Source organism: Pseudomonas taiwanensis, from assembly GCF_013393345.1.
Lineage (GTDB): Bacteria > Pseudomonadota > Gammaproteobacteria > Pseudomonadales > Pseudomonadaceae > Metapseudomonas > Metapseudomonas resinovorans_C.
The window spans coordinates 43,366-59,356 of the sequence record NZ_QJRF01000034.1 but is presented as its reverse complement, the minus strand read 5'-3'; the positions used below and the strand labels follow the sequence as shown (position 1 = coordinate 59,356).

At 63.4% G+C, this 15,991-nt stretch carries 13 protein-coding genes and 1 tRNA gene; 7 read left to right on the top strand and 7 right to left on the bottom strand.

The genetic code is table 11. From position 1 onward, the window contains the following. Positions 1–198: 198 nt before the first annotated feature. The 6 genes from DM872_RS04660 to DM872_RS04635 all read right to left on the bottom strand — a co-directional run bounded on the left by DM872_RS04660 (position 199) and on the right by DM872_RS04635 (position 8,272). Positions 199–1,383 (bottom strand): type III PLP-dependent enzyme, encoded by a 1,185-nt coding sequence (locus DM872_RS04660; RefSeq protein ID WP_179058365.1) that lies wholly within the window; start codon positions 1,381–1,383, stop codon positions 199–201. Beyond that, a complete protein-coding gene (locus tag DM872_RS04655; RefSeq protein ID WP_179058364.1) occupies positions 1,380–3,131 on the bottom strand; it encodes an IucA/IucC family protein in 1,752 nt (583 codons plus the stop codon). The genes DM872_RS04660 and DM872_RS04655 overlap by 4 nt, the downstream gene beginning before the upstream one ends. Further along, the gene (locus tag DM872_RS04650) at positions 3,128–4,273 is read right to left on the bottom strand and encodes an MFS transporter (RefSeq protein ID WP_179058363.1); all 1,146 of its coding nucleotides are present in this window, start codon (positions 4,271–4,273) and stop codon (positions 3,128–3,130) included. Before DM872_RS04650 ends, DM872_RS04655 begins: the two co-directional genes overlap by 4 nt. Beyond that, positions 4,258–6,036, bottom strand: coding sequence for an IucA/IucC family protein (locus DM872_RS04645; protein ID WP_179058362.1), 1,779 nt, complete (start codon positions 6,034–6,036; stop codon positions 4,258–4,260). Before DM872_RS04645 ends, DM872_RS04650 begins: the two co-directional genes overlap by 16 nt. Beyond that, a complete protein-coding gene (locus DM872_RS04640) occupies positions 6,033–7,232 on the bottom strand; it encodes an ATP-grasp domain-containing protein (RefSeq protein ID WP_179058361.1) in 1,200 nt (399 codons plus the stop codon). Before DM872_RS04640 ends, DM872_RS04645 begins: the two co-directional genes overlap by 4 nt. A gap of 263 nt (positions 7,233–7,495) precedes the next feature. Next, positions 7,496–8,272: an HpcH/HpaI aldolase family protein gene (locus DM872_RS04635; RefSeq protein WP_179058360.1), complete on the bottom strand. Its 777-nt coding sequence runs from the start codon at positions 8,270–8,272 to the stop codon at positions 7,496–7,498. Between the two features lie 705 nt (positions 8,273–8,977). On the opposite strand from DM872_RS04635, the gene DM872_RS04625 reads away from it, so the two are divergent. The 5 genes from DM872_RS04625 (at position 8,978) to galU (ending at position 13,086) form a co-directional block, all read left to right on the top strand. Beyond that, complete coding sequence (locus DM872_RS04625) at positions 8,978–9,286, top strand: helix-turn-helix domain-containing protein (RefSeq protein ID WP_179058359.1); 309 nt, start codon at positions 8,978–8,980, stop codon at positions 9,284–9,286. Positions 9,287–9,760: 474 nt separating this feature from the next. Continuing rightward, positions 9,761–9,846, top strand: a tRNA-Leu gene (locus DM872_RS04620). Positions 9,847–10,448: 602 nt separating this feature from the next. After that, the gene (locus DM872_RS04615; RefSeq protein WP_077526556.1) at positions 10,449–10,733 is read left to right on the top strand and encodes a hypothetical protein; all 285 of its coding nucleotides are present in this window, start codon (positions 10,449–10,451) and stop codon (positions 10,731–10,733) included. A 104-nt stretch (positions 10,734–10,837) separates the two neighbouring features. Beyond that, positions 10,838–12,199 (top strand): UDP-glucose dehydrogenase family protein, encoded by a 1,362-nt coding sequence (locus DM872_RS04610; protein ID WP_179058358.1) that lies wholly within the window; start codon positions 10,838–10,840, stop codon positions 12,197–12,199. Positions 12,200–12,246: 47 nt separating this feature from the next. After that, on the top strand, positions 12,247–13,086 hold the full coding sequence (galU, locus tag DM872_RS04605) for a UTP--glucose-1-phosphate uridylyltransferase GalU (protein ID WP_077526560.1): 840 nt from the start codon (positions 12,247–12,249) through the stop codon (positions 13,084–13,086). A gap of 190 nt (positions 13,087–13,276) precedes the next feature. Here galU and DM872_RS04600 read toward each other — a convergent pair whose 3' ends face one another. After that, the gene (locus tag DM872_RS04600) at positions 13,277–13,699 is read right to left on the bottom strand and encodes a VOC family protein (RefSeq protein ID WP_179058357.1); all 423 of its coding nucleotides are present in this window, start codon (positions 13,697–13,699) and stop codon (positions 13,277–13,279) included. 94 nt (positions 13,700–13,793) lie between these two features. Here DM872_RS04600 and gorA point away from each other — a divergent pair, with 94 nt between their 5' ends. After that, a complete protein-coding gene (gorA, locus tag DM872_RS04595) occupies positions 13,794–15,152 on the top strand; it encodes a glutathione-disulfide reductase (RefSeq protein ID WP_179058356.1) in 1,359 nt (452 codons plus the stop codon). Between the two features lie 6 nt (positions 15,153–15,158). Continuing rightward, a complete protein-coding gene (locus DM872_RS04590; RefSeq protein ID WP_077526565.1) occupies positions 15,159–15,782 on the top strand; it encodes a trimeric intracellular cation channel family protein in 624 nt (207 codons plus the stop codon). Positions 15,783–15,991 lie beyond the last annotated feature (209 nt).

Sequence of the window (15,991 nt, the reverse complement as noted above, 5' to 3'; positions counted from 1 at the left end):
AGCAGATCCGTAGCTGGCGCCCGGCCGGCAGTGGAGGACGAATACGGCTTAACCGGTATAGCCCTCCCACCAGGCTGTGCACTCTCCGTTCATCACATCGACCAATGGCAGCTAGAGGCATCAAATGACGGGCATTTGCTACTGGCCTCTTGCTGTCGTCTGCTTCCGGTCAATGCCTGTCCGTTCACATACCGATCCTTACTCGGCCAGGAAGATCATTTGCGGTGGCTCATGCATCAGAAATTTTTGGTGGGAGATATTCCAGGCGTAGGCGCCGGCGTGGGTGAACACCAGCAGATCGTCGACCGCGAGTTCGCTTATTTGCTGCTGGCGTGCCAATACGTCCTTTGGCGTGCATAGCTGGCCAACCAGGGTGATGGGCTGACCTCGCAGTTCCGGTACCCGACCCCCGCGCAGCACCACGAAGGGGTGGTCGTGGCCCTGGGCCGCCGGGGTGCGGAAGTGGTGGGTGCCGCCGCGGGCCACGGCGAAGTACTGGCCGTGGTTGCGTTTGATGTCGAGCACCTGCATCACGTAGTAGCCACAGGCAGCGCTGATGAAGCGGCCGATCTCGAAGCGGACACGGGTGTCCGCCATGCCTTCCTCCGCCAGTACCTCGGTCAGGCCCTGGCAGAAGCGGGGCCAGTCGAAGGAGCCTGCCGGGTCCTGGTAGTTGATGCCCATGCCACCGCCCACGTTCAGTAGCGGAAGCTGCATATCTTGCTCACGACAGATGCGGCGGAAGGCTTGGCAGTAGGCACGGATCAGTTGCAGGTGGGCCGCCACGTCCAACTGGTGGGAGAGCAGGTGAAAATGCAGGCCCTTGAGCTCCAGGGCAGGTTCCTGGCGCAGCAGTGCCAAGGCTTCGTCCAGCGCGTCTTCATCGAGGCCGAAGGGCGTGGGCTTGCCGCCCATTACCAGGCGGCTGTCCGGTGCCTCGGCCAGCTTGAGGTTGAGCCGCAGCAGCACTGGGGCGCGAAGGCCGCGTACTGCGGCGAGCCGCGCGAGGCGGCGCAATTCGTGCACGCTTTCCACATGGAAGGCGTCGATCCGGCAGTCCAGCGCGGCTTCCAGTTCGCTGTCGAGCTTGCCGGGGCCACCGAAGATTAGCGGCTGGTTCGGGCAGTGCTCATGCAGCCAGGCCAGTTCGCCGCCGGAAGCGGCCTCGAAACCATCGACCAGCGGTGCCAGGGTGCGCAAGATGGGTACTTCCGGGTTGGCTTTGGCAGCGTAGAAGAGTTCACAGCCCGCGGGTAGCACGGCGCGCATGGCACGCACGCGCTGCTCCAAGGCCGGCAGGTCGTACAGGTAGGCACAGAGCGGGTCGCGGGCTTTCTCGCGCAGCTCGTCGATGGCATCGGTGATGCGCTGGGGAAGGCTCATGGGCGGGCTCCGAAGAAGGGGTTGGGCAGGGTGGTGTAGCCGGCGTCGCGGTCGGCGCGCTGCATCAGGCGGGTCATGAAATTTTCCTTGCTAGGCAGTGCCGCACCGGCGCACAGATCGAGCAATTGCTCCGGCTGGCCGAGGTCCTCGCAGAGCTGCTCCAGCTGCTGGCCGACACGCTGCCACAGACGTTGCTCCAGTGCGGCTTGGCCGTCGGCGAGGTGGAAGATCGCTTCGCCCAGGTTGTTCACCAGGGCGCAGTAGGCGAATCGCTTCCAGGCCTTGTCGGCGCTGTAGTAGAGGGATGCGCGGGTGCGCTCGTCGAGGTGCGCCAGGCGTGCCTGCGGCCAATACTCGGGGACCAGCTTGGTACCCTCCAGGTCACGGACCCAGACGCGGCTGGGCAGGCCGTCGTCGTCGAAGCCGAGGACGGTGTTCTGCAGGTGCGGCTCCAGTACCACGCCATGGCGGAACAGGCAGTGCAATACGCCGCCAAGCAGCAGGTCGGCATAGCGCTCCAGCCAAAGCAGGGTGGCCTTGGCCTGGGACAAGCCACGGCGTTCAGCACACTGACGGACGCGCTGCCGGCACACGCTGTGGCCGTGCAGGTCCCAGGTGAACAGGGCCATGGCCACCTGCGGCTGGAACGCGGTGCGGCTCGCCAGCTCCAGGTTACTGCGGTAGAGGATGCCGAAGCATTCGGTGACGTCGCGGGCCTGTTCGGGATCGCCCAGGGCGCTGAGGTCGAGTGTACTGGCGGCGGGCTCAGGCATCAGCTCGAAGCCCGGCCGGGCCTCGGCCAGTTCGTCCATGACCGGCGTCAGCAATCGGGTCAGGGCAACGGCGCTGTCCAGCTCATACCAGGCGTTCTTGCGCACGCAATTGGTCAGCCGCACGTGCACGGAGAACTTGAGGAAATACTCCAGATCCGGGTGGTACAGGGTACGCACCGATGAGGTGGGGTAAAGCGGCAGGCCCTGGGCGCCGAGGTACTCCATCAGCCCCTGCGACTGTGCCCGCTGCACCAACGGATTGGCGAGAATGCGCTGTACTTCCCAGGGGTGGCACGGGTAGAGGTCGTCACGGCCGCTGAGCTGTCGCAGGGTGTCGCGCGGGTCATTGCCCTGGTGGCGTACGAGGATCGGGTCGACACGGAACCAATGCAAGGCGAAGCAGGCGCCCACCTCGGGTGAGCACGCCAGCAGCGCGTCGAGGGCGACGCCCTCACGGCTCTTGGGCGTTGGGTGCAGGGCGTGGCCCCATATCTGGTGCTGCTCCGAACGCAACAGGCTGTCTTCCGGTTGCTGGTTGGCGGGTACGGCGTGGCGCAGGAAAGTGCGGGTGATGTGCAGGCTGTTGCCGATCTGTTGTACCAGTTCACCATGGCGTTCGGCGCTGGTCAGCGGGGCGATCAGCAGGCGCGCCAGCTCCAGGGCGCCAAGGGGACGCCAGCCGTTGCCGTTGCCTTTGTAGTAGGGCGCGCTGACAAAGCGGCAGCGGCCGAGCACGCTTGTGCGATCGGCCAGCAGGGCCAGGCGTCCCGCCGGCAAGCGAATGCACACGCGCTGACCAGCGAGCTGACGAAGGCTCATCGGCAGGTCGTGATCCCGGGAGTCGAGGCTGGCCTCGCCACGGGGCAAGGCGTACTCGCGCAGATAGCAATTTATCAGGCATTCGATGGCGTGGTGCTGGGCGTCGCCGTCGAGTGTGCGTTCGTGGAGGGTGGCCAGGTTGTTCGCAAGGTTCATGCAGTTATCTCCCGCGTGGCGGTGAGCAAGGGACGCGCCAGTACCAGCGCCGCGACGGCGGCCAGGCAGGCGACCAGGAAGGGGGACGCGATACCGCAGCTCTGGCTGACCAGACCTGCGGTGACGCCGGCTGCGGCGCCGGCCCATTTGCCGCTGGAGTCGTACCAGCCGAACAGGCGCCCGGCACTGCCTTGGCGGCTGCGTTGGCTGAGGCAGCGATGCAGACCGATGAAACCAAGCAGCATGCCGGCGCCGCTAAGCAGGCGCAGCGCGAACAGCGACTCCGGCTGACTGGTCCAGAACTGCAGGGCGTTGGCTAGGGCTAATAGGCCGAGTCCCGGCAGGAGCAGGTTGGCGGCCTGGCGCTGGGCCCACGGCAGGGCCAGCAGGTAGACCAGATGCGGCAGGCTGTAGAGCAGACCGATAAGGGCGTCGTTGCCCAGCCCCAGGGCTTCGCCGTAGGGGACGAAGTAGGGGAAAGTCACCACCATGGCGAAACTGAATAGGAACTGCACCGCCAGCAGGCGTTGCAGGTCGTCCGGCAGTTGGCCAGGTTGCTCGCCCTTGGCCTTGGTGCCGGCCTGGCGCCGGGGCGAATCGGCCGGCAGCGGCAGGATCAGCACGAAGGCCAGCAGCGGCAGCCAGGCCAGCGACCGGTAGAGCTCCAGACCCATGCCGCTGGCCGTGAGCAGGCCGAGCAGGATTGGCCCGCTGATCATCGCCAGCCGTGCCGAATACTGGGTCCAGTTCAATGCCCGGGAGAGGCTGCCGTCCTTGAGCTGGGTGGCCAGGTAGGCATTGGATGCCGCCATGGCGCCGCCGAAGGTGCCCTGGATCACCAGTGCCAGCACAAACACCGTGAGGTTGGGGCTGAAGCCGGCCAGCAGGAATCCAGCGCAAAGTCCCGCATGGGCGCGCAACAGCGACAGGCGGCAGCCATGACGATCGGCCAGCTGGCCCCAGAGCGGCGCAGCCAGGGCGGTGCATAGGGTCGGCAGGATGAACAGCACGCCAATGCTCCAGGCCGGCGTATCCGGCGCCAGATCGGCGAGGATGCGCGGCAGGTACAGCGGAATGCCCAGGGCAGTGAAGGCGGAGAGGTAGTGGCCAAGCAGCACGCTGGCAATCAGTCGGCGCGGCATGGTTGCACCTCCAGCAGAAAATTTGCCGCGCTGTAGCCATAGAACTTGTTGATGTCCTGGGCCCCGGACTGCGCCTTGCTGAACAGGCTACCGGCGCTCAGCAGGTACTTCACCGGCAGGGTCGGACTGCCCAGCAGGAAGCGTCGGGCCTCCCCGCAGTCCAGGCCTTCGCCCTCCAGCTGCTCGATGCAGGCGAGCAGGCGTTGGCGCAGGGTCGCGTAGAGCGTTTCCCGCGCTGCCAAGCCGGCGTCGGCGATCGCCTCCAGCGGGGCGACCATGTTCAGCTGCAGGGTGATGGTGCAGAACATTTCCGCCAGCGGCTGACTGTCGGCCACGCGGATGCGCTCGTCACGTAGCGCGACAGGTAGGCTCGCGAGGTCAGGGCAGGCCTGGGCGAAGCGTTCGGGCCAGAGGCGTGCGGCGTCGTTATCCTTCATCAGCAAGCGCATGGGCTGGCCGCTCTGCAGGATGAGCACGGCGTTCTGCTGGTTGGCTTCCAGGGCAATGCCGTATCGCAGCCACAGGCGCAGATGCACTTGCAGCAGCAGGTCCAGGTAATCGCTCAGCCAGGCCTGCAGGTCGCCGGCATGGAAGCGCTCGACCAGCGCTTCGAGGAACAGCCGGCCATCCGGTAGCGGGCTGGCCAGGGCGGCGACCGGTACCAGGGTAGCCTCGGCTAGTTCGGCCGGGTAGCGCCGGACGATGTAGGCCAGGTGCTTGTGTTCCCCAGCGTGCCCGCCATGCAGCTCATCGACGTGCAGGTAGCGCTGGCCTAGGGCCGGGTCGCGTACGGCGAGAGCTTGCAGGGTGGTCTGGAACCAGTGGCCGTCGTACAAAGTGCTCGGTTTGATCAGCCGCAGGTTGCGGGCGCCGAGGGTGCTGACCAGCAGTGGCAGCTTAATGTGGCAGTGCGGGTGTTCCACGCAAACCATGGTGCGTACGGAGAGCGTCGGTTCCACCAGCAGGGCGCTGCGCGGGGCCTTGAGGCTGCCTGCGGGCAGGCCGTATTGCTCCAGCATCGGCCAGGTCAGCGGATGAACCGGCAGCAGGACATGACTGGTGGCCAGGTCCACGTCCAGGCCGAGTTCGCCGAAGCTCGGCCAATGGGCCGGCGCTGGGCTGCTGAGTCTGAGATCGCTTTTCGGGACGGCCAGCCAATTGAGGGTGAAGCGCGGGGCGAATTCCGGCGCGTAGCCCTGCAGGGCTGCCTGGTCGAAGCCACTCTTAGCGCGGGCGGTGGGATAGAAGGGGTGGTCTAGGTAGCTGGCGATGCGGTCGATGCCGAGCAACCGCTGGCCCCAGGATTGTTCATCGAGCATGGTGGCCAGGCTACTTGCCTGCGCCTGGTAGGCCTCGCGACAGAGGCCGCGATGCAGGGCGGCGCAGTCGGCTTCGTCACGGTAGGCGGCGAAGAGCGCCAGGCTCTCGGCGTCCAGGCCATGCCCGAGGTGTTCGAGCCAGCGATCATAGCCCTGTTCGACACGCGCCCCATCCGGCTGTTTCCAGAGCCAGCTATCGCGCTCCACACACCAGGCTTGCAGAGGGCCGCCGCGGCGCAATGGCAGCCAGAGCTCGCCGCTGCCCAGATGGCTGACGCAGAGCCAGTCCTGCACCGAGGCTCCCGGCCATTGGTTGGCCAGCTCCGCTGGAAGGTCGCGCACCTGACCCTGACTGAGCAAGCCACGGATGTCTTCGCGCAGGCAGCAGTCGATGATGCGCAGGGCGATCGACGCCTTGTCGGCGCTGCTAGCGACGAGGCTCATGCCAGCACCCAGCGCAGGTCGGCCAAGGCGGCGGCCAGGCGTGCGTCCAGGCTGGCGGCGTTGGGAGCGATCAGCCGCAGTACGCCGAGGTAATCCTTGTTGGAGTTGCTGAGGCGGATCTCGTCGCCAGGCTGATGCAGGGCACGGTAGTCGCTCCAGTGGCCGTCATGCTCGTGCTGGAAGCTGCCGGGGGCTTCGACCAGGCGGCCGGCCCGTTCGGCAACCAGATAATGCACCAGGGCGTCGGCAGCGCTGTCTTCGGCATCCGCCAGCGGCTCACCCAGGTGCAGGGCGAGGATGCGATCGAACCAGCCTTGCGGCAGCAGGCGGTCCAGGAGGAACTCACGGCCGTCTCCGATGCTGCGGTAGTTGATCTCTACCAGCACAGGACCCTGCGCAGTGAGGATGAATTCGCTGTGGCAGACGCCGAAGTTGATGCCGAACGCAGCCACTTGGGCCAGGGCCGCAGTACGGTGTTCGCGGCAGCGCGGGCCGTTCCAGCGTGCGGCCAGCTCGACGAAATATGGAGGCCTGGAGAGGGTCACGTCGAAGCCGCCGATGGCGCGCAGGCGCTGGCCGTCGCCGAGGGTTTCGAGGGTGAACAGCGGGCCTTCCAGGTAGGCCTCCAGCAGCAGCGCACGGCCGGGATTGTGTTGCCAGAACTGCCCGCAGTAGGCGCTCAGGTCGTCGGCGCTGTGGCACAGGCGCACATCGAGGCTGGCGACGCCCTCGCGGGGCTTGGCGACCAGGGGGAAGGGTGCATCGGCGGGCACCGCCCCGTCTGCGGTGAGGACGTGGAACCATGGACTGGGAAGGCCGAGCTGCTGCATGCGCTCGCGCATCGCGGCCTTGTTCTTGGCGGCGTAGCACAGGTGCCAGTCCTTGCCGGGGCAGCCGAAGGTTTCTGCCACCAGGGCGGTGGCCGTCTGCAGGTGATCGCTGTTGGAGAATACGGCCAGGGGGCGCAGGCCATGGGCATTGATCAACTCGATCACGGCAAGCGGGTTGAACACGTCGCACTCGAGGATTTCCAGGCCTTTGGCGGCATGACCGGCCGACGCCAGTTCCCGCCTATGGGCCTGGGCGTGGTCGCTGATCAGCACCACCGGTATCCCGCGTTTGCGCGCGGCGGGAAGGAAACCCTCGGTGATGGCGGGGTGAACGATGTGAGTCAGAATCACGAGCGGGCGTTGCATGGAAAGCCTCCTGCGGGCAGCAATCGTCCCTCCGAATGAGCGGACGACGGTTTGGGGGTAGCCGGCCGGCGAGCAGCGAGGGGCTGGCGACGGCAGACAACGGGTGCGTGCGGGGGTGGGTTAGAAGCGGTTGCTAACGCCTAGGCCCAAGAAGCGACCGGACGTGGCGGGCGAGTCGAGACCGCGGAATAAGTGCGATCTTCAGGAACAGGGGATTAGGGGATGAGGTGCGCAATTGATATTCCTTTATCATCCAAATAGCTTCAGGGCTTAGGGGAAGGTTGAAGACTGGCTAGGCGTGTCTTGAGCGCGCTATGCAGCAGGCCGCGGTCTTCGCCGGCCAGATAGCTTCGAATACCCAGTGCTTGCCAATGCTGGTGTTGTTCGGGGGTACGTGGATTGGCGCAAAATGGGACGCCGGCGGCGGTGCAGGCTTGCGCCATATCCTGAAGGGTCTGCCAGACGCGCGGATGGAGTGGGTCCGGGCCTAGTTGGAGGTCAAGGGCCAGATCAAGCGCACCTTCGAGAACCATGCCAATCCCGGGCAACTGAAGGATTTCAGGCAGGGCTTGAACGCCGGCTGCGCTTTCGATCATCGGTACGATGGGGCGTGCGTGATTGGCTCTCTCGATATAGGACGCCAGGGGCAGGCGACCGAAGCCGGTCACTCTGCCGCCAGTGATACCGCGCGTGCCCCGGGGCGGGAAGAATGCTGCCGAGAGAGCGCGGGAGACTTCTTCGGCGCTTTCGACGCGGGGTAGCACAATGGCTTCTACGCCAGCGTCGAGCGCACGACCAATCAGCTTGGCGTCGACTTCTGGCACACGCAGCCATGGCGAGATGCCGGCCGACTCGCAGGCGCGCAGGCAATGCATCAGCTCATCCCCAGAGCGCAAAAGGTGCTCCATGTCGAGGATCACGAAGTGATAGCCCGCATGGGCGATCATCTCGCAGAGCAAGGGAGATGGCACGGAATTGAGCAGGCCGAAGACGAAACCTCCTTGATCTATTCGTTCAAGGACGGGTGACTGACGAATCATGGCAATCCAGTATCAATAATCGTTTACAAATGATAATCATTGTAAATGGAATGTAAAGACATATTGCGGATGCGTCTCGATTGCGTTGGATGGGCGATTCAAGTGCGTCTGTCGAGGCGTTCGCCACGCTTGCCTGTTCAGCTGAATTCAGGGGACCAAACGTGTAATCGCCTGGCTGACGAGTTGCCGATCGAGATCGATGACTCGCGTTCCTTGCCGCTCATGAATGTCTATCGACGCCACTAGCATCGGCGTTTCGTGAGGCCCCCAATCAGAAATGATCGGACCAGTAGCCCCGAATTGGCCGGCAGTTCGCTTGACACACAAAGCGAGTGCCTTCGAAGCTATACGCAAGATGCGTACAGTAATATGAAAGCACTCTTCGTTGAGAAGACCACCTTCGAACGGATTCGAAAGGACTACCTGGACGACGACGAATACCGCGCGTTCCAGCAGTTGCTCTTGGAAAACCCCGAAGAGGGGCGGTGATTGCCCACACTGGCGGGCTACGGAAAATCCGCTTCGCCGACCCGAAGCGGAACAAGGGCAGGCGTGGCGGGATCCGGGTCATCTACTACTACTGGCACATCGGAACGCAGTTCTGGCTCTTCACCGTCTACGACAAGGACGAACTGGACGACCTGAGCAACGACCAGCGCAAGGCATTGAGGCACTGGATAGAGAAGTCAAAGCGAGATCGATCCCATGACCAAGCGCGACATTTTTGCCGAACTCATGCAAGGCTTCGACGACCTAGTTGCGGAACGCGAAGGCAAGCTGACCCTGCGTACCCACAAGGTCGAGGTCAAGCCTCTTGAGCCAGCCACTGGCCAGGAAATCCAAGCGATCCGCAAGAAGCTGAAAATGTCCCAGGCGGTGTTCGCGAATGCCCTTCACGCCAAACCGGCCACTCTGAAGAACTGGGAGCAGGGCCGATCCACCCCGAACGACCAGGCCACCGTCCTGATCCGCCTCCTGGGTAAGCATCCTGAGCTGATCCAGGAGCTCGCCTGATCCACCGACGAGGGCGTTTAGCAACCCTTACGTCCTACACGCTAGGATGATGAGCTGGCCGACTGCTTCCAATAAACCAGGTCCACGGATCGGCATAGGGGCGAAGCTCGCCCCTATGCCCGGGTTGCTCATGTAGGTACTTGTGGCATCAGCGATGTTTAATCGCTGAGCCTTCCTCACTGGAGCAACTGACTGCTCCTCGTCCTGCCAGGCAGCGCACAGTTTCCAGCCCAGCGCGCATAAGCCCCCGGTTGAGCACTCGGCCGACATGTCGGCCGGGGGCGATTTATCCGGGGTCTTTGCGCCCCGCAGAGGGCGGTCGACGGCCGAGCCGCTGCCGCGCAGAAGCTCCCGGCGCGCTCAGCCCTTGGGCAGTGGAACCTGATTGCTCACAAGTTGTCTGTTCGACGCCTAAGTGATTGATTCGAAATTTTATTTGGGCTTAAATCAGCGCCCTGCACCAATGCCCCTCCTGCCCGGATGGCGAAATCGGTATACGCAGAGCACTTAAAATGCTTCGCCCTTTGGGCTTGCGGGTTCGAGTCCCGCTCCGGGCACCAATAAAATCAGTCTCTTACCATCCTCTGCTCAAGTAACTTCTGCGCGCTCTCGCGGTTCCTGCGTGCAGGTGCAGGATGCTGAGTCCGTTCAGTTACAGCCCATTCCGGCTCCGAAAGAAATTGATCTAAAAACTCGCTTTCGGAAGTAGAGGGCTTTGCTAAATTCAATATCAGTAGGTGGATACGCAGACTGATGCGCAAGCGGATAGCAAGGAAACGTGGGGCGCGTTCCGAAGGGTACACGGTTAGAAAGATCTCCCAGATGAGATCCAGCCCTTACGCCGTGTGAAGCAGAAGAGTTACTGGCTTCTGTGAGATGCCTGATAAACCTTGCAAGCCGGAAACCAGCGCCGGCCACCTACTACGAATCCCAGGCCCGCCACGTGCGGGCCTGTTCGTGTCTGGCGATATCTCCTTCGCAACTCCTGGTTTATGATCGCCCGGCCTGCCGCGGATGAGGGGTCATCTGCTGCATCGCAGAACCTTTGAACCCACGAGCGGACTAAGGCTGAAGCTGCGCAACGCCTTCATGGCGAAGTGGTGGCGCAATTTCGGCTAGCGTTAGGGGGACCTGAATGGATCAGGCGCAGGAGAGGAATCGAATGGAATCGAAAGAGCAGCACCTGGTGCGTTTGCTCAGCCTGACGACCCGCAGCCTCACTCATCTCACGGCGGCAATGAGCGAAATGTCGTTCGAGATGATGCGTAGTGAGGACCCAGCGGTTAAAAGCGCAGGACGGCGCATGATCGACCACCTGGCTGCCATCGGGGCCGGGCTGGATCAGCATTGGGAAGCACTCGCCAGCTACAGTGGCGTGCCTGTCGCCCACGAGGGTAACGAGACCCTGGTGGAGCTTGAGCTGAACGAACTCCCACAGGAATCCTGAACAGACGGTCCGAAACACTCTGTTTCTCTGATCTGTCACGCCCTCGTCACGGCCTTGCCATCAGCCTTGGATGGAATCCGCCTATCACAGGTGGAGGACTATCCATGCGGCTATGCGTGATTGGGGCGGGATATGTGGGTTTGGTGACGGCAACCTGCTTTGCCGAAATGGGCAACCAGGTCAGTTGTGTGGAGCGAGACCCGTTCCGTCTGGCGCGCCTATCCCGGGGTCAGGTGCCGATTTACGAACCTGGCCTGGAACCCATGCTCCAGGCACATCTCGCCAGCGGCCAGTTGAGCTTCGCCGCGCGGCTGGAAGAGGGCGTCCTGCAGGCCGATATCATCTTCATCGCTGTGGGTACTCCAAGCGGTGAGGACGGCTCCGCCGACTTGTCCCATGTGCTGGCCGTGGCCGACGAACTCGGCGCGGTGCTCAGGCGTCCGTGCATTGTGGTCGACAAATCCACCGTACCCGTGGGAACGGCGGAGCGGGTTTCCCAGCGTATCCATGCGGGTCTGGCATCGCGCGGCCTCGGCTTTCGGGTGCAGGTGGCGAGCAACCCGGAGTTCCTCAAGGAAGGCTCGGCCATTGACGATTTCATGCGTCCGGACCGGGTCATCATCGGCTGCGATGATCCAGGCTCCAGCGAGCAGTTGCGCCGGCTCTACGCGCCGTTCCTGCGCAATCACGAGCGAGTCATCACCATGGGTGTGCGTGCGGCGGAGTTCACCAAGTACGCTGCCAATGCCTTCCTCGCGACAAAGATCTCTTTCATGAACGAAATGGCGGGCATCTGCACGCGACTTGGCGTGGACATCGAAGACGTGCGACGAGGCATTGGCAGCGACAAGCGCATCGGTACCCACTTCATTTATGCGGGTTGCGGCTACGGCGGCTCCTGCTTCCCCAAGGATGTGCGCGCGCTGATCCGTACCGCGGAACAGGAAGGCATGGAGCCCGGCATCCTGCGCGCCGTGGAAGCGCGCAACGCCCTGCAGAAGACCTTGCTGTTCCAGACGGTGCGCGAGCACTTCAACGGATTCCTGCAGGGGAGGGTGGTCGCACTCTGGGGGCTGGCCTTCAAACCGGGTACCGACGACCTGCGCGAAGCGCCCAGCCTCGTGTTGTTGGAGGCCCTGCTACAGGCCGGTGCGCGGGTGCAGGCGCATGACCCAGTGGCCAATGCCGGCGTCGCAGCGCGCTATCCGAAAGCGCTGGAAACTGGGCAATTGCGATTGCTGGATTCTCCCTACAGCGCGGTGGAAGGCGCCGATGCGCTGGTGCTGGTCACTGAATGGAAGCAGTTCCGCCAACCGAACTTCGAGCGGGTTCGTGGTCTTATGCGCATGCCCGTGATCTTTGATGGACGAAACCTCTACGAGCCGGCGCAGCTGGTCGAAGCAGGGTTTCTCTATCGCGGCATAGGACGGCCCGCAAGCGGGCATTGTAAGGCGAGTGCCGCGTGATTAGACTGCGCGGCAATTCGCCATAACACCCACCGCAAAGGATCGAAATGATCAAGAAATGCCTGTTCCCCGCCGCCGGTTACGGTACCCGCTTCCTGCCGGCCACCAAGGCGATGCCCAAGGAAATGCTGCCAGTGGTGAACAAGCCACTGATCCAGTACGGCGTTGAAGAGGCCTTGGACGCTGGCCTGAGCGAAATCTCCATCGTGACTGGCCGTGGCAAGCGCGCCCTCGAGGACCATTTCGACATCAGCTACGAGCTGGAGCACCAGATCAAGGGCACCGACAAGGAGAAATACCTGGTCGGCATCCGTCGCCTGATCGACGAGTGCAGCTTCGCCTACACCCGTCAGGTGGAAATGAAAGGCCTGGGTCACGCCATCCTCAGCGGTCGTCCGCTGATCGGCGACGAGCCCTTCGCCGTGGTCCTGGCCGACGACCTGTGCCTGAACCTCGAAGGCGACGGCGTCCTGACGCAGATGGTCAAGCTGTACAACCAGTTCCGCTGCTCCATCGTCGCCATCCAGGAAGTACCGCGCGAGGAAACCTCCAAGTACGGCGTGATCGCCGGCGAGATGATCCGTGACGACATCTTCCGTGTGAACAGCATGGTGGAGAAGCCCAAGCCAGAAGATGCCCCGTCCAACCTGGCGATCATCGGCCGCTACATCCTGACCCCGGACATCTTCGATCTCATCGAGCAGACCGAGCCGGGCAAGGGTGGTGAAATCCAGATCACCGACGCCCTGATGAAGCAGGCCCAGGACGGCTGCGTGCTGGCCTACAAATTCAAGGGCAAGCGTTTCGACTGCGGTGGTGCGGAAGGCTATATCGAAGCCACCAACTACTGCTTCGAGAACCTGTACAAGACCGGCAAGGCCTACTGATTGGGCTGAACCCGTGAAAAGGCCGCCTTCGGGCGGCCTTTTTCATTTTTGGCACAAGGTGTTCGCTTTTTCCTGTGGGGGCGAATTCATTCGCTGAGGGCAGCATCGCTGCCCCTTTCAAAGGGTGAGGGGCGAACCTGCGGTCCGCATAGCGATTGAAATCGCCCCCACAACAGAAGCGCCGAGCTCCCTAGGGAATCGGCATCGCCTCCGACCCCGGCCCCAACGGCTGGCCGTAGCTGAATTCCACATAGTTGCCCGCCGGGTCGCGCAGGCCGCAGTAATAGCCGACGGGATAGGGCTCGTCACGTGGGGGCCAGATCAGGCAGCCCGCCGCTTCGGCCTGGGCCGCGATGGCGTCCACCCTTTCGCGGCTGTCCACGGCGAAGCCAAGGTGGCTGTAGTCGTCAGCGGCAAGATGGCGGTCCTGGCCGCCGGGCATGATCACGAAGATGAACTGGTGTTCCTTGCCGGGCTCGGCCATCCAGACGATCTTCGAGCCCTTGCCCGCGCGCTCGTGTATCACGCGCATCCCGCAGAAGTCTGCATAGAAGCGGACGCAGGCCTCCAGCTCCGGTACATGCAGGGCCACATGGGTGAGGGTGGGGTGCATGGCAACCTCCTTCTCGATGCTTCAAGAATAGGCCCGGCAACTGGTCAGAGACAGATCTTCCGGTATGCTGGCGGCTTGTTTCTGGAGATTTGCCATGGCTTACGACTTCGACCTCTTCGTCATAGGTGCCGGTTCCGGCGGCGTGCGTGCCGCGCGCTTCGCGGCAGGCTTCGGGGCCCGTGTGGCCATAGCCGAGAGCCGCTATCTGGGCGGCACTTGCGTCAACGTCGGCTGCGTGCCGAAGAAACTGCTGGTCTACGGTGCCCATTTCGCCGAGGACTTCGAGCAGGCCAAGGGATTCGGCTGGAGCCTCGATGAGGCCGACTTCGACTGGCAAACCCTGATCACCAACAAGAACCGCGAGATCCATCGCCTCAACGGCATCTACCGCAACCTGCTGGTCAACAGCGGCGTCACCTTGCTGGAAGGCCACGCCCGACTGGTGGACCCGCACACCGTGGAAGTGGACGGCCAGCGATGCACCGCGAAGAACATCCTTGTCGCCACCGGCGGCTGGCCGCAGATTCCCGACATTCCCGGACGTGAGCTGGCCATCAGCTCGAACGAAGCCTTCTTCCTCGAGAAACTGCCCAAGCGCGTGCTGGTGGTGGGCGGCGGCTATATCGCCGTCGAGTTCGCGTCGATCTTCCACGGCATGGGAGCGCAGACTTCCTTGCTCTATCGCCGCGAGCTTTTCCTCCGCGGCTTCGACGACTCCGTGCGCAACCACCTGCGCGAAGAGCTGGGCAGGAAGGGGATGAACCTGCAGTTCAATTCCGACATTGCCCGAATCGAGCGACAGTCCGACGGCAGCCTCCTGGCGACCCTCAAGGACGGCCGCCACCTGGAAGCCGACTGCGTCTTCTATGCCACCGGCCGCCGCCCGATGCTCGACAACCTGGGCCTGGAGAACACCGGAGTGGAACTGGACGCGCGCGGCTTCATCAAGGTGGATGAGCAGTTCCAGACCACAGAGCCCTCCATCCTGGCCCTGGGCGATGTGATCGGCCGCGTGCAACTCACGCCGGTCGCCCTGGCCGAAGGCATGGCCGTGGCCCGTCGCCTGTTCAAGCCGGAGGAATACCGGCCGGTGGACTACGACCACATTCCAACCGCCGTCTTCAGCCTGCCGAATATCGGCACCGTTGGCCTGACGGAGCAGCAAGCGCGTACCAAGGGCCACAAGGTCAAGGTCTTCGAGAGCCGCTTCCGGCCCATGAAGCTGACCCTGACGGAAAACCAGGAGCGCACGCTGATGAAGCTGGTGGTGGATGCCGAGACCGATCGAGTCCTCGGTTGCCACATGGTTGGCCCGGAGGCGGGTGAAATCGTCCAGGGCCTGGCCGTGGCGATCAAGGCTGGCGCCACCAAACGCATCTTCGACGAAACCATCGGTGTGCACCCGACCGCCGCTGAAGAGTTCGTGACCATGCGTACCCCGGTCGGCGCCTGACGCTGAATGGAGCAACTCTTCTACCTGTCCGACCTGTTCGGCGTAGCGGTCTTCGCCATTACCGGCGCCCTGATGGCGGGGCGCAAATCCATGGACCTGTTCGGTGTATTGGTGATTGCAATCATCACTGCCCTGGGTGGCGGCACCTTGCGTGACGTCATCCTCGGCAACCACCCGGTGAGCTGGATTCGCGACGACACTTACATCCTGGTGGCGTCCCTGGCAGCGCTCGGCACTGTGATCTGGGTGCGCCTGACACAGCCGATCAATGAAACCGGTCTGCTGGTCGCGGACGCCTTCGGTCTGGCGGTGTTCACCGTGTATGGCACCGAGGTTGCCCTGCAGCACAACCTGCAGCCCGGCACGGCAGTGATCATGGGCGTGATCACCGGTGTGGGCGGTGGCGTATTGCGCGACATCATCTGCAACGAGGTGCCGTTGATCTTCCAGAAGGAAATCTACGCAATCGCCTGCATCGCCGGTTCCCTCGTCTTCCTTGGTCTGCGCGAGGTGGCGTTGCCGGGTTGGCTGGTCACCGCGGCGGCCATGCTGGTGGTGCTGCTGATTCGCCTGGCGGCCATCCACTGGAAGCTTTCGTTGCCGCGATTCCATCTGCTCGATCGCGACTGATCTCGTCGCCCTGGATCGCCTTGCTTTGTGGGGGCGAATTCATTCGCTTAGGGCAGCGCAGCTGCCCTCTGACGAGTGGATAGGCGCACCTGCGGTCCGCATAGCGATTGAAATCGCCCCCACAATCGACGCTCCGCGCGGGTCTTTGCAGGGATCGCTGGCGAAATCCGGCAAACCCGCGACACTGGATGCAGTTGTTTCTCACCACT

Excerpts from the sequence above, each read along its gene's own strand:
- DM872_RS04660 (WP_179058365.1), bottom strand. The coding sequence starts at position 1,383 with ATGAGCCTTCCCCAGCGCATCACCGATGCCATCGACGAGCTGCGCGAG.
- DM872_RS04655 (WP_179058364.1), bottom strand. The coding sequence starts at position 3,131 with ATGAACCTTGCGAACAACCTGGCCACCCTCCACGAACGCACACTCGAC.
- DM872_RS04650 (WP_179058363.1), bottom strand. The coding sequence starts at position 4,273 with ATGCCGCGCCGACTGATTGCCAGCGTGCTGCTTGGCCACTACCTCTCC.
- DM872_RS04645 (WP_179058362.1), bottom strand. The coding sequence starts at position 6,036 with ATGAGCCTCGTCGCTAGCAGCGCCGACAAGGCGTCGATCGCCCTGCGC.
- DM872_RS04640 (WP_179058361.1), bottom strand. The coding sequence starts at position 7,232 with ATGCAACGCCCGCTCGTGATTCTGACTCACATCGTTCACCCCGCCATC.
- DM872_RS04635 (WP_179058360.1), bottom strand. The coding sequence starts at position 8,272 with ATGATTCGTCAGTCACCCGTCCTTGAACGAATAGATCAAGGAGGTTTC.
- DM872_RS04625 (WP_179058359.1), top strand. The coding sequence starts at position 8,978 with ATGACCAAGCGCGACATTTTTGCCGAACTCATGCAAGGCTTCGACGAC.
- DM872_RS04615 (WP_077526556.1), top strand. The coding sequence starts at position 10,449 with ATGGAATCGAAAGAGCAGCACCTGGTGCGTTTGCTCAGCCTGACGACC.
- DM872_RS04610 (WP_179058358.1), top strand. The coding sequence starts at position 10,838 with ATGCGGCTATGCGTGATTGGGGCGGGATATGTGGGTTTGGTGACGGCA.
- galU (WP_077526560.1), top strand. The coding sequence starts at position 12,247 with ATGATCAAGAAATGCCTGTTCCCCGCCGCCGGTTACGGTACCCGCTTC.
- DM872_RS04600 (WP_179058357.1), bottom strand. The coding sequence starts at position 13,699 with ATGCACCCCACCCTCACCCATGTGGCCCTGCATGTACCGGAGCTGGAG.
- gorA (WP_179058356.1), top strand. The coding sequence starts at position 13,794 with ATGGCTTACGACTTCGACCTCTTCGTCATAGGTGCCGGTTCCGGCGGC.
- DM872_RS04590 (WP_077526565.1), top strand. The coding sequence starts at position 15,159 with ATGGAGCAACTCTTCTACCTGTCCGACCTGTTCGGCGTAGCGGTCTTC.